The sequence below is a fragment of the Acinetobacter sp. V115_6 genome (genome assembly GCF_031799025.1).
GTDB lineage: Bacteria > Pseudomonadota > Gammaproteobacteria > Pseudomonadales > Moraxellaceae > Acinetobacter > Acinetobacter pittii.
The window spans coordinates 52,771-65,688 of record NZ_JAVQNO010000019.1; the positions used below are offsets into that span (position 1 = coordinate 52,771).

General features: G+C 39.9%; 15 protein-coding genes. 10 read left to right on the forward strand and 5 right to left on the reverse strand.

Annotated elements, in window-relative coordinates; all coding sequences use genetic code 11:
- Positions 1–10 precede the first annotated feature (10 nt).
- The 6 genes from RMA94_RS06985 (at position 11) to rplS (ending at position 3,268) form a co-directional block, all read left to right on the forward strand.
- Positions 11–493: a type IV pilin protein gene (locus RMA94_RS06985; RefSeq protein WP_017387038.1), complete on the forward strand. Its 483-nt coding sequence runs from the start codon at positions 11–13 to the stop codon at positions 491–493.
- A complete protein-coding gene (locus tag RMA94_RS06990; RefSeq protein WP_014207809.1) occupies positions 490–915 on the forward strand; it encodes a type IV pilin protein in 426 nt (141 codons plus the stop codon). Before RMA94_RS06985 ends, RMA94_RS06990 begins: the two co-directional genes overlap by 4 nt.
- A gap of 147 nt (positions 916–1,062) precedes the next feature.
- The gene (gene rpsP / locus RMA94_RS06995) at positions 1,063–1,314 is read left to right on the forward strand and encodes a 30S ribosomal protein S16 (protein WP_000260334.1); all 252 of its coding nucleotides are present in this window, start codon (positions 1,063–1,065) and stop codon (positions 1,312–1,314) included.
- 19 nt (positions 1,315–1,333) lie between these two features.
- Positions 1,334–1,882: a ribosome maturation factor RimM gene (gene rimM, locus RMA94_RS07000; protein WP_002116736.1), complete on the forward strand. Its 549-nt coding sequence runs from the start codon at positions 1,334–1,336 to the stop codon at positions 1,880–1,882.
- Between the two features lie 42 nt (positions 1,883–1,924).
- Positions 1,925–2,680 (forward strand): tRNA (guanosine(37)-N1)-methyltransferase TrmD, encoded by a 756-nt coding sequence (gene trmD, locus RMA94_RS07005; protein ID WP_086265002.1) that lies wholly within the window; start codon positions 1,925–1,927, stop codon positions 2,678–2,680.
- A 219-nt stretch (positions 2,681–2,899) separates the two neighbouring features.
- Positions 2,900–3,268 carry a 50S ribosomal protein L19 gene (rplS, locus tag RMA94_RS07010; RefSeq protein WP_002116654.1) on the forward strand — a complete coding sequence of 123 codons (369 nt, stop codon included), beginning with the start codon at positions 2,900–2,902 and terminating at the stop codon, positions 3,266–3,268.
- Between the two features lie 52 nt (positions 3,269–3,320).
- Here the strand turns inward: rplS and RMA94_RS07015 are convergent, their stop codons facing one another.
- Together RMA94_RS07015 and RMA94_RS07020 are read right to left on the reverse strand one after the other, a co-directional pair.
- Entirely contained in the window at positions 3,321–4,262 is a 942-nt protein-coding gene (locus tag RMA94_RS07015; RefSeq protein WP_080547739.1) for a triacylglycerol lipase, read from the reverse strand.
- 117 nt (positions 4,263–4,379) lie between these two features.
- Positions 4,380–5,411, reverse strand: coding sequence for a lipase secretion chaperone (locus tag RMA94_RS07020; protein WP_311082348.1), 1,032 nt, complete (start codon positions 5,409–5,411; stop codon positions 4,380–4,382).
- 153 nt (positions 5,412–5,564) lie between these two features.
- Here RMA94_RS07020 and truB point away from each other — a divergent pair, with 153 nt between their 5' ends.
- The 3 genes from truB (at position 5,565) to RMA94_RS07035 (ending at position 7,921) form a co-directional block, all read left to right on the forward strand.
- Positions 5,565–6,470 (forward strand): tRNA pseudouridine(55) synthase TruB, encoded by a 906-nt coding sequence (gene truB / locus RMA94_RS07025; protein WP_311082349.1) that lies wholly within the window; start codon positions 5,565–5,567, stop codon positions 6,468–6,470.
- Positions 6,471–6,489: 19 nt separating this feature from the next.
- The gene (locus RMA94_RS07030) at positions 6,490–7,266 is read left to right on the forward strand and encodes a TSUP family transporter (protein WP_000525218.1); all 777 of its coding nucleotides are present in this window, start codon (positions 6,490–6,492) and stop codon (positions 7,264–7,266) included.
- A gap of 211 nt (positions 7,267–7,477) precedes the next feature.
- The gene (locus tag RMA94_RS07035; protein WP_001019905.1) at positions 7,478–7,921 is read left to right on the forward strand and encodes a hemerythrin domain-containing protein; all 444 of its coding nucleotides are present in this window, start codon (positions 7,478–7,480) and stop codon (positions 7,919–7,921) included.
- 7 nt (positions 7,922–7,928) lie between these two features.
- Here RMA94_RS07035 and RMA94_RS07040 read toward each other — a convergent pair whose 3' ends face one another.
- The 3 genes from RMA94_RS07040 to serA form a co-directional block, all read right to left on the reverse strand.
- Positions 7,929–8,792, reverse strand: a complete 864-nt coding sequence (locus RMA94_RS07040) for a DMT family transporter (protein ID WP_141314799.1) — start codon at positions 8,790–8,792, stop codon at positions 7,929–7,931.
- A 90-nt stretch (positions 8,793–8,882) separates the two neighbouring features.
- Positions 8,883–9,767, reverse strand: coding sequence for a DMT family transporter (locus RMA94_RS07045; RefSeq protein ID WP_032036643.1), 885 nt, complete (start codon positions 9,765–9,767; stop codon positions 8,883–8,885).
- Positions 9,768–9,865: 98 nt separating this feature from the next.
- Positions 9,866–11,098, reverse strand: coding sequence for a phosphoglycerate dehydrogenase (serA, locus tag RMA94_RS07050; RefSeq protein WP_002116919.1), 1,233 nt, complete (start codon positions 11,096–11,098; stop codon positions 9,866–9,868).
- A 379-nt stretch (positions 11,099–11,477) separates the two neighbouring features.
- Here serA and RMA94_RS07055 point away from each other — a divergent pair, with 379 nt between their 5' ends.
- The gene (locus RMA94_RS07055) at positions 11,478–12,887 is read left to right on the forward strand and encodes an FAD-binding oxidoreductase (RefSeq protein WP_311082350.1); all 1,410 of its coding nucleotides are present in this window, start codon (positions 11,478–11,480) and stop codon (positions 12,885–12,887) included.
- The last annotated feature ends 31 nt before the right edge of the window (positions 12,888–12,918 follow it).

The window sequence follows — 12,918 nt, forward strand, 5'->3', positions numbered from 1 at the left end:
GGGATGACTTATGAATAAGTACTACATTTTACGGTTCAATCAGGGTGTTACCTTGATTGAGCTCATGGTTGTCATCGTGATTGTCGCTATTTTTGCTTCGATTGCTATCCCTTCATATCAAAGTTATAGCCGTAGAGCGACTGCATCTGCTGCTAAAGGTGAAATTCTAAAATTGGCAGAACAATTGGAACGGCATAAATCCAAGAACTTTACTTATAGAGGATTTACCACCACATCTGTAACTTTGCCACGGGGTGGTTATACGATTGAAATTAGTGATGATACGACGACAGGAAATTTATTGACGAATGCTGCTGCAAATGGGCAAACATGGGTCATTAAAGCGACAACTACAGATTCAAGAAATTTTAATTTTATTGCTAAGAATTCAGGTTTGCGTTGCCAAAGTTTAACAGCTACGGCTGTTGATAATGACTGTGGTGGAACAGTCACTTGCAATGTATGTGAAACAAATAGTGAGAATTGGCAATGAAGAATGGTTTTACTTTAATAGAACTCATGATTGTAGTAGCAATAATTGCAATTTTAGCAGCTATAGCGACACCTTCGTATTTGCAGTATTTACGCAAAGGGCATCGTACAGCTGTTCAATCTGAAATGATGAATATTGCCCAAACATTAGAATCAGAAAAAGTAGTTCACAATCGTTATCCGTCGAATGCGACGATTACATCGATTTATGGTTCTAGTGTCAGTCCTCAACAAGGCCAAGCCTTATATAACTTAGCTTTTTCTAGCATAACTGATTCAAGCTGGGTGTTAACTGCTACACCTATTGCTACTAGTTCTCAAGCTGGTGATGGGATCATTTGTCTTAATGATCAAGGGCAAAAATTCTGGGCAAAAGGTGCAACTGATTGTGCGTTATCTGCCACATCAAATTGGCTACAGTAATTTTAAATTCAAAACTGCGGATAACTCAAAAAATAATCTTTCTTTCAGGGCGAAAATCACGTAGAATGTCGCCCTCTATGAAAGGGGTTTGAAGTGTTGCCGATGGTCGGTGCAGGGATAATCCGTAAGAATTATAAGGCTTTTATCATGGTTGTTATTCGTTTAGCACGTGGCGGCGCAAAAAAACGTCCATTCTATCAAATCGTTGTGACTGACAGCCGCAATGCACGTGATGGTCGTTTCATCGAGCGTATCGGTTTCTTTAACCCGACTGCACAAGGTCAAGCAGAAAAACTTCGTTTAGACGCAGACCGTTTTGCTCACTGGGTTTCTCAAGGTGCTCAACCTTCTGAACGTGTTGCTTCTTTAGCTGCTCAAGCTAAAAAAGCTACTGCATAATTTTTGTAGTAGGTAGCCCATGACATCAACACAGAATGTTCCCGAAGATCGTATTCAGATTGGACAGTTACGTTCAGCTTATGGATTGAATGGGTGGCTCTGGGTGTATTCAAATACAGAACCTATGAGCAACATGTTTGACTACCTGCCTTGGTACATTGAGACCAAGGCCGGTTGGCAAACAATAGATGTAAAACGTTGGAAACCACATGGCAAAGGCCTAGTTGTTGCGTTGAAAGGTGTGAGTGATCGCACTGGGGCGGAAAGCTTGGTTGGCGCTAATATCTGGATTGCTAAGTCTCAACTGCCAAAAGCAGATGTAGATGAATACTACTGGTCAGATTTAAAGGGCTTAACTGTGTTAGGTCTTGATGAAGAAGAACAGGAAGTAAACTTAGGGAAAATTCATGAGTTGTTTGAAACTGGAGCTAATGATGTGATGGTGGTGCATGCTACCCCAGACAGCATTGATTCAGAAGAGCGAATGATTCCTTGGCATAAAGATGTAGTACAACGTGTTGATCTTGAAGCTGGTCGTATTTACGTCAATTGGGGCGTAGATTATTAATCCCTTTAGGATTAATACAGCAGGAAAATAGAGGAGTCTGTAATGTTTTTTGCAGTCATTACGCTTTTTCCTGAAATGTTTGAAGCGATTACAGCCTACGGCATCAGCGGACGTGCGGCAAAACGAGATATTGTACAAGTCACTTGTATTAATCCTCGTGATTTTGCTGAGGGAAACTACAGAAGAGTGGATGAACGTCCATTTGGTGGTGGCCCTGGTATGGTGATGATGGCTGAGCCTTTGGCGAAAGCAATTTCATATGCCAAACAGCTTGCCTCACAAGCAGGACATGTTAATGTCCCTGTGGTGTATATGTCCCCACAAGGCAAAACCTTAAATGAACAGGCAGTAAAGCAGTTTGTCGATTATGACGGCTTAATCGTACTGTGTGGACGTTATGAGGGAGTAGATGAACGTTTGATCCAGCATTATGTTGACCAAGAATGGTCAATTGGTGATTATGTTTTATCTGGTGGTGAACTGCCCGCTATGGTGTTACTTGACAGTATTATTCGCCGTTTGCCGAATGTAATGTCAGATGAACAATCAGCAGTACAAGATTCTTTTGTTGACGGTCTTTTAGATTGTCCGCAATATACAAAGCCTGACCATTTTGAAGGGCTGGATGTGCCAGAGGTATTAAAATCTGGACATCATGGCAATATTGAAAAATGGCGTTTTTTGCAGCGATATCAAAGAACTCTAGAGCGCCGACCAGAGTTGGTTGAAAACGTAGAGTTGACTAAGCAGCAAAAAAAATGGCTAAAAGATACGCAAGTGAATAACGGTAACTCTTAATCGTTATTCTCAAGAACGAAAGTTCTGCAACAAGACGAGAAGCAATGCTTCGAGTTAAAGCATAATTCTATTTAATGAATAGTTTTATGTAAATTTAAAGGCTCTTTATAGACATATTGTCGTAAAGGGAAAGATAAACGGGTTGATATGCGCTTTAGCCTCTATCCCCAGCGGAAATTCAGACCTCTTCTGACTCCGCATATATTGGAGATTCCCACAATGAGTGGTAAACATCCTTTAGTTCAAGCTGTTGAAAATGCACAGTTAAAATCTGATATCCCTGCTTTTGCTCCTGGTGACACTGTCATCGTTCAAGTAAAAGTAAAAGAGGGTGATCGTGAACGTCTTCAAGCATTTGAAGGTGTTGTAATCGCTAAGAAAAACCGTGGTTTGAACTCTGCGTTCACAGTACGTAAAATTTCTAGCGGTGTTGGTGTTGAGCGTGTATTCCAAACTCACTCGCCAGTTGTTGCTAAAATCGAAGTGAAACGTCGTGGTGACGTTCGTCGTGCTAAACTTTACTACCTCCGTGACTTGTCTGGTAAAGCTGCACGTATTCGTGAAAAATTACCAGCTCGTAAAGCGTAAGCTTATACCGAGTAAAAAAATGCGCCTTTTGGCGCATTTTTTTGTTTAAAAATTATAGTCCTTGAAGTTTTAATCGGTTTGCATGTTGACGGTAAACCGAAACAGGATCTGAAGCAAAAATAGAACGTATCCCAAGCACTTGGTTCACCTCATCTAAATGATTCCAGTTGTAATCATCACGAATGGTTTTACCAAATTTGGCGCTGCATCGGGAAACAAGCCCATCATTATCACCAAACGGATCGACTACTAGACTACTGCCTGTAAGGGCAATATCAAATGGATCTAATGGATTAGTCAGAGCTTTATTTCCTGAGAAAGAATACATATAAATGCCTTTGTCTTGATATGCCCCCTCACCGCAAGAAGTAGTTGGCATACCCATAGGAAATTGAGCATTAAACTGAGCTGAACCTTTAGTTGATAAACTATGAGCACCTGCTAAAGAGTCGTGCGGATAGCTTGTCGGATCTAGACCTCCTGCCCAAGTAATTGCTGCTGAAAACCAGTTTACTAGAGTTGCCACGCCTGCAAGAGGAGTACCCTCAACATTCAGGATGACATCTGCCATTGGTGATCCCTTATGAGGTGCGCCAATCGTTGTGAGTGATGCCACTTTTTCTGGCATGATACCAGCCACATAGCGAATTGTTGGCCCCCCGTGGCTATGACCGATTAAGTTGACTTTAGGTTTGCCAGTAATGGCAATAATCTCTTCAACTTGCTGTGCAAGTTGTTCTCCACGCACTTCTGTTGAGTTAAATGGTGAGACTCTTGTAGCCCAGACATTTCCTCCATTACGGGCAAGATCAGGAAGAATTTGGTACCAATAATCAAGACCAAGCGTATCTGTTCCAACTCGGCTAAAGCCTGCCATACCGTGGTTAAAAACCATTGGGTATTTTGTTTGAGCGTAAGATGAATATACGAACGAGCTTTTAACTTGTTCAGCATTTGTTGCATGGGCCGCTGAAATACTCAGTCCTGAGAGCATTGCAGCGCAGAAAAACATTAACTTCCTTTTCATTTTTTACTCACTATTTTTATTTTGTATGAAAAGCAGCTTCTTACTGCTAGTGAATGTTTAGCCAGTTCCCAAAAAAGGAAAGGCTTAGTAATTAAATGGCAGTTCACCTCCCTGATCATGGACCGTTTCAAAAGTTCGAAGTCTTAGTTGTTCTTGTGATGAATTGAATTGTTGTTGACGTAACTGCTGAATCGCTTGGTTTTTGGCGCTATCACTCATGTTACTTTTAATAATTTCATCTCGACCATCGAGGTAACTGGTGACTCTTTGTTGCCAAGCATTCCGTTGTGTATCTAAAGTTTCTAATCTTTGAGTCGCCTCAGCTCCAACAAGTGCTGTACGCATTTGCCGAAGTTCTTCTGCTGAACCATTGCGTGCTTTAATTTGTTTGGTCAGTGTATGTAAATCATCAAGTTTGGAGAGTTCTTGTAGGTTTTGTTGCCAGTCTTCTGGAAGTTCTTCAAAACGCTCTTTAAGCTTTCGTGCTTTTTCAATTTCGCTTAAAGAAGAGTCCTCAAGTATCTGCATTCGATCTAGTGTGTAGTTCTGATAGATATCTTCGCTCGAGAAAAGCCCTTCAATTTCAGAAGCAGAAAAGAAACGTTTTCTTATATCTTGGATCGAGTTAAAAATCTTTTGAAAATAATTTTTATCTTGTTGTTTTGCTGAAGGTGCTTGGATTTGAGCAAGCTGTTCACGATATTTTAAATAACGCGTCCATAAGTCCATAATCTGTGAGCGAGCTGGCTCTAGATATTGTCCTTGAATAAATTTCCCAAAGTGAATTTTGATTTGTTCTAAATCATTTTCCCCATATTGGGTAATAAAATATTCAAAGCAGTCACGGGTTTGACTATTCACGACCAAATGTTGGGAACTATCAATTTTTAATTGGCAGTTAACTTCTGTGTCTTGCTGACTTTTACTATGGTACGCATCTTCGTTTAGCGATGAATGATCTATATGAGGAGATGATGCTAAGTTTTGAGCTTTACTTTCACTCATCTGAGCTGATGTGTTTTTTGGGTCAGGACTTAACCAATATACACATGCAATGAGGCCCAAAATAAAAAATCCGAGCACACACCACAATACCTTCTTCTGCATCCCTTGCATAAAGATATCTTCCTTAAGTTTTAATTTGTTGTTTTTTTACTCGATTATTAATGTGCCATAAAATAAGTGAAAAGGCACCTAAATATTGTGAAAATATCTTGCCGAATTTGCTAACATGTCGGCACTTTTTTCTAGCTTTGTGTTCCAGTAAAAATGACGACAAAAAATCAAAAAATTTCTCGTCGCCATATCAGTGGTGTATTTCTATTAAATAAACCATTAGGGCTCAGCTCAAATGCGGCTTTGCAAAAAGTGCGTTGGTTATATCGCGCCCAAAAAGCAGGTCATACAGGAGCTTTAGATCCTTTGGCGACAGGGTTGCTTCCTATTTGTTTAGGAGAGGCTACCAAGTTCTCACATTATTTGCTGGACTCAACAAAGCGCTACCAAACCACTGTTCGGTTGGGGCAAACCACAACGACAGGTGATGTGGAAGGGGAGATTCTACAAGAACGCCCTATTCCTGTTCTGAACCGAGAGCTTATTGAACAAACCCTAGAAAAATTTAGAGGTGATATTCAACAAATTCCGCCAATGTACTCTGCTTTGAAAAAAGAAGGCAGACCGTTATATGAGCTTGCTAGAAAAGGTATCGAGATTGAGCGTGAAGCACGTCCAATCACGATTTATGCTTTAGAACTCATTGAATTTACCGAAAATAGTATCACTCTGGATGTAACTTGTTCTAAAGGAACATACATTCGTGTATTAGGTGAAGATATTGGCGAAGCTCTTGGTTGTGGTGGGCATTTAACGATGCTGAACCGGACTCAAACAGGACATTTTGAGCTTATTCCGAGTTATACCATTGAATATCTGGAAAGTCTGACAGAAGAGCAAAGAGAAGCTTTGTTACTTCCAGTTTATGCTCCGGTTGACCATTTCTTAAAAATTCAGGTTCCAGAAGGGCGTGAAAAATATTTTTGCAACGGTTTAGAAAGCAACATTGAACATTCTGCAGAAGCAGAAGTTTTGGTGTTTTCGGGTGAGCGCTGTTTAGGCTTAGCCAAGATTACCGATAAAAAACGGTTGGTACCTAAGCGTATCTTAAATTTGTAGTAGATGTAGAGTATAGAGCATGGGCATGGAATGGGACGTTATCCTTAGTTTGATCTTTTTTGCGTTTACTGCGGGAGCAATTGATGCTGCTGTGGGTGGCGGTGGACTCATCCAGATTCCCGGGATCATGAGCACTTTTCCTAACATGTCGACTGCTACGGTGATTGGTACCAATAAAGTCTCATCCATTTTTGGTACAGCGTCGGCGGCTTATACATTTGCTAAAAAAGTAAAGTTGCAATGGAAGCTTTTAGCCGTTATTGCCATTTGTGCCTTGATTAGTTCTTTTGCCGGCGCGGCATGCTTATCACTTATTCCTCAATCGGTATTGCGTCCTTTCGTTTTCGTAATGTTGATTGTGATTGCGATTTATACCCTAGTTAAAAAGAACTTCGGTCAAGTTCATACCGAGCAAAAAATTACCACGAAAATGTTAATTTTAGCTGGTATCGGTAGTTTGGCTATTGGTTTTTACGACGGTATTTTTGGGCCAGGTACAGGTAGTTTCTTTATTTTCTTCTTTATCCGTTTTTTACAAGTTGATTTCTTGCATGCTTCAGCTTTGTCAAAAATCGGTAATTTTATGACTAACTTAGCTGCGCTGAGTTTCCTCATCCCAACTGGTCACGCGATTTTACATATTGGTTTAATGATGGCGGCGGCTAACGTGCTAGGTTCTATTGTTGGGGTGCGTACTGCCCTTAAATATGGTAGTGGTTTTGTGCGAATTATCTTTTTAATCTTGGTGAGTATTCTGATTTGCCGTTTGGGCTATCAAATGTTTGTTACGGGTTAAATAAGATTGAAAGTATGAGCTGTCTCAAAAATGCAGTTCATACTTTTGTGTATCATTTACAGTTAGAAATATAAAAATCATTACAGAAATTTACTAGAAAGAAAACTGTGTAAAAAATAGTCTCATTTTAAGCTACTTAAACATTATAAATTTCAACGTATGATAAACCTTGAAATAAAAAAGATTTTTTAGCTAAAAAATGAGGAAGAGAATGAATATTTTCGAAGCATTAAGAGAAAGCCATGAAAATCAACGTAACCTTTCTGAACAACTTATTCAGACACATGGTTTAACTGAAGAACGAAAAGAACTATTTGATGCATTAAAAAATGAACTTTATGCCCATTCAGTTGCCGAAGATCGTTATTTATATATTCCTTTAATGTTTGACGATGTCGGTTTAGATATTACGAGACATGCTTTATCTGAGCATCATGAAATGGATGAGTTGGTTGAACAACTTGAAAAAACCGATATGAGTAGCCCGAGTTGGTTAGCAACCGCCAAACAGTTGAGTGAAAAAGTCCATCATCATTTAAAAGAAGAAGAGCATAAATTTTTCCAGCAAGCCGGAAAAATTCTTAAAGACAGCGAAAAAGAAACGCTGGGTAATAAATATTTAAAAGAATATAAAAAGTATAAAAAGCAGCAGTAGAGTAAACCTATGCAGCCTTTTTAGTACTTCTTAAAGTAACACCAATAGAGGCCAGCATTACGCAAGCCAAAGCCACCCATTGCAGCATGCTGATTTCTTCGTGAAGCAATAAGAAACCCGTTAATGCTGCCAATGCTGGTGCTAAACTCGTTAGAGTCCCATAAGTTAATTTATTGAGTTGTTTGAGAGCCATTAAGTCGAGTGCATATGGAATTGCAGTCGCTAACACCGCAATAAGTAAGGCTTTACCCCAGTACTGTGTTTCAAGTAATGCAGGAGCATTGTGCCAGACTCCAATTGGCAATAAGGCAAGTGCAGATACACCGATCCCAATCGTTAAGGCGTGCATCCCGATATTTTGGGTCACAACTTTATGACCGAAATAGATATAGAAGGCCCAGCAAAGTCCAGCACCTAGCGCACATGCTGCACCTACATACGAGAAATGGTGTTGAATAGGGTTTTGCCAAGGTACCATGAGTGCAATGCCTAACATGGCTAGTGCTACCCAAATGTAGTCACTCTTTTGTTTAATAGAAAGAAGCGCAAGGCCTAATGGACCAATAAACTCTAATCCAACAGCAATACCTTGGGGTAATTTTCCAAGTGAGGTATAAAATAGGATATTCATTAAGCCTAAAGATGCGCAGTACATCAATAAATCACGCCATTTTAAATAGGGTAAGCGTGACCAGATTTTCCAAGATCGGAACATAATTGCGACAATAACTGTTGCAAAACTCAGCCTTAAAACTGTAACGGTGAGAGGGTCTAATGTTGCAATGAGCTGTTTGGCAAATGAAGCGCTGATTTGATATGAGACCATCGACAAAATCATATACAGCACAGCAATAATTGGAAGATTTTGCATGGAAAATACTCTAGCGCTTCATCTGATGTCTAAAAATAATGGTGGACAATTATAACGAATACTATGTTTTAGCTGGCAGATTTGATTAAATTAACTTGCGGCTTTTTCACGTTCTTGGCGAGCTTTTTGGGTGGTTACGGTACAACCAACAGAGGCAGTGATAATGGTTGCAAGTGCTAGCCATTGATTCCATAAAAGATATTCACCCAAGAAGATAAATCCAGATAGTGCTGCAACTGCGGGCTCTAGGCTCATCAATGTTCCAAAGCTTAAAGGTGTCAAATTGCGCAGTGCTAACATTTCTAAGGAGAATGGAAGAGCACTGGCTAAAATGGCCAAACCAATGAAATAAAAAAGATAGGGAAGTTCAATCACTTGACCAATCGAGCCTGAAAAAAAGGTAATGGGTAATAAGATGCATGCACCTACACTCATTCCTAAACACACCGTATGATTACCAGAAATACCAGAAGGTTTTTGCCCAGCAATAATATAAAGCGCCCAACAAGCCCCTGCACTAATTGCAAATAAGACGCCGATCCAATCTAGACTATGCGCTTGATTAAAAGGGAAAAGTAAAATCAGCCCAATAATTGCGAAGCTCACCCAAACAAAATCATATTTTTGACGTGCGTGATATAACGCCACACTTAAAGGGCCAATAAATTCAAAAGCTACCGCAATTCCAATCGGTAAGCGTTCGATCGATAGATAAAATAAGGCGTTCATGCCTGCAAGCGCAAATCCATAAGCTAAGATTGCTTTCCAGCGGACCTGACTAAAATTAATTCGCCAAATTTGAAAAATAATCGCAAGAATAATTGCACCTAAACATAGCCGCATTGCAGAAACAGTGAGTACAGGAAAGTTCTGAAATAAAATTTTAGCTAAAGATGCGCTACTTTGAACGCTTAACATAGCGAGGATGAGAAAACCCAAAGCATGTAGCTGAGATTTCTGGTTTAAAGTGGACATTTTATTATTTGATCAATTGGTATACTTTTCACATGATAATGTAAATGCCCATAAAAAAGCCACAGACAATGCTGTGGCTTTTGAATTCACAGTTCGGATTAGAACAATACGCGCACGCGAATTGTACCTTCAACTTCATGCAACATATCTAAAGCTTCTTGAGAAGCAGAAGCGTCAACATCCATTACGAGGTAACCGATGTCACCTTTAGTCATAAGTGACTGACCAGAAATGTTGATGCCTTGTTCAGCAAACAAGTTGTTGATTTTAGACAATACACCTGGCACGTTTTTGTGGATATGCAATAAACGGTGTTGACCAGCTGTCAATGGTAATGCGATTTCCGGGAAGTTCACCGCAGAAAGTGTCATACCTTTGTCAGAGTAAGCAACAAATTTCTCTGCAACTTCTAAACCAATGTTTGCTTGCGCTTCCATGGTTGAACCACCAACGTGAGGAGTTAAAATCACGTTGTCTAAGCCGCGAAGTGGAGATTGGAATTCTTCACCATTTGCTTTTGGTTCTTTCGGGAATACGTCAACCGCTGCACCAGCAATATGACCAGACTTGATTGCATCAGCTAAATCTTCAATCACTACACATGTACCACGTGCAGCATTTAAGAAGATCGCGCCTTCTTTCATTTTCGCAAATTGTTCTTTAGTGAAGAAGTTACGTGTAGACGGAACATCTGGCACATGCAACGTTACAACATCTGCAGTTGCTAAAAGTTCATCTAAAGAACCAACTTGGCGAGCATTACCCATTGGTAATTTGGTTACTGCATCATAATAAATAACATGCATACCCATGCTTTCAGCAAGAACTGAAAGTTGAGAACCGATGGAACCGTAACCCACAATACCTAAAGTTTTGCCACGAGTTTCAAAAGAACCGACAGCAGACTTGTCCCAACCACCACGATGACAAGCCGCCGATTTTTCTGGAACACGGCGAAGAAGAAGAATTGTTTCAGCAAGTACAAGCTCTGCAACCGAACGCGTATTTGAATAAGGTGCGTTGAATACAGGAATACCACGTGCCATTGCTGCTTTAAGATCAACTTGGTTTGTTCCGATACAGAAACAGCCTACAGCGATCAATTTATTTGCAGCTTCGAAAACTTCTTCAGTCAATTGGGTACGCGAACGAATACCAATAAAGTGAGCATCTTTAATTGCTTCTTTAAGCGCTTCGCCTTCAAGAGCAGTTTTACGATAGTCAATATTGGTGTAACCCGCAGCGTTTAAAGTATCGACTGCGTTTTGGTGAACGCCTTCTAACAAAAGGAAACGGATTTTATCTTTAGGTAGTGAAAGATGTTGGCTCATTACGGCTCCGCTACAAAGGCCAAATTTGGTGGCGGTATAATAACATACTGGGCGGTGCTATAGATATTTCGTTTATACCATCGCCTTATGGCAATTTTATCTATGTCTAATCACTTCTGTTTATGGCTTGTCGAACATTTTAAAATATGCTTGGTAAGGGGGGTAAAAGTGATTTTTCTCTGAAAGCCCCATAGAAAGCATTTATTTACGTTAAACATGTTTTGTAGTGACAGTATCTCTATTCTGAACTTTATCGCTTGCGCGGATACATGTAGAATATAGGAGTTCCTTGAACATTATGGCTTTGCTCAGGTGAGAACCTTGAGAATTATGAGGTCATAGTCCCACCACAGTTTACTTCTTGCTAGGTCTGCAAACGATGAATGCTCCAGTCGCTTTAACACCTGAGTTACTCACCCAATTAACAGCAATCGTCGGTGAAAACCGTATTAAAACTGATGCTGATAGTCTCGAAAACTGGGGTAAAGATCATACCAAGCATTTTAATCCGAACCCATCGGTCATCGTTTTTCCGTCAACGACTGAACAAGTTCAGGAAGTTGTAAAGCTTGCGAACCAGTTTAATGTGGCGATTACACCGTCAGGTGGTCGTACTGGTCTCTCTGCTGGTGCGGTAGCAACCAATGGTGAAATTGTCATTAGCATGGACAAAATGAACCAAATTCTTGAGTTCTTCCCGGCAGATCGTATGGTGCGTGTTCAAGCTGGTGTTGTGACTGAGCAATTGCAGAATTATGCAGAAGAACAAGGCATGTATTACCCAGTGGACTTTGCTTCAGCGGGTTCTAGTCAGATTGGTGGTAATATCGGTACCAATGCTGGTGGTATTAAAGTTATTAAATATGGCATGACACGTAACTGGGTACTTGGTTTAACTGTAGTGACTGGTAAAGGTGACATCCTGCGTTTAAACAAAGGTATGGTTAAAAATGCAACTGGTTATGCATTACAGCATTTGTTTATTGGTGGTGAAGGCACACTAGGCTTAGTGACTGAAGCAGAAATTAAACTTGAGCGTCAACCACAAAACTTACAAGTTTTAGTTTTAGGTGTTCCTGACTTTGATGCAGTAATGCCTGTATTACATGCTTTCCAAAAAGACATCGACCTAACTGCATTTGAGTTCTTTGGTGAACTTGCAATGCAAAAAGTTTTAGATCATGGACATGTACAACGCCCATTTGAAACTCAGTGCCCGTTCTATGTATTACTTGAGTTTGAAGCACCATATGAGCCGATTCTCGATAAAGCAATGGAAATTTTTGAGCATTGTATGGAGCAGGGTTGGGTACTTGATGGTGTGATGAGCCAGAGCCTTGACCAAGTAGAAAGCTTATGGCGTTTACGTGAAGATATCTCTGAATCAATCGCGCCGTTTATTCCATATAAAAATGATATCTCAGTATTAATTACTCACGTACCTGCATTTATTCGTGAAATTGATGCGATTGTTCAAGAAAACTATCCAGATTTTGAAATTTGCTGGTTCGGCCATATTGGTGACGGTAACTTGCACTTAAATATTTTAAAACCTGAAAACTTAACCAAAGATGAGTTCTTTGCGAAATGTCAGGTGGTTAATAAATATGTGTTTGATACTGTTAAAAAATACGACGGTTCAATCTCTGCTGAACATGGTGTAGGCATGACGAAAAAGCCATATTTGGAATATTCACGTTCGCCTGAAGAAATTGAATATATGAAAGCTTTGAAAAAAGTATTTGACCCGAATGGTTTGATGAACCCAGGTAAATTGTTTGATCTTTAAATTAGATCTATTTTGTAGGACTACATAGTTT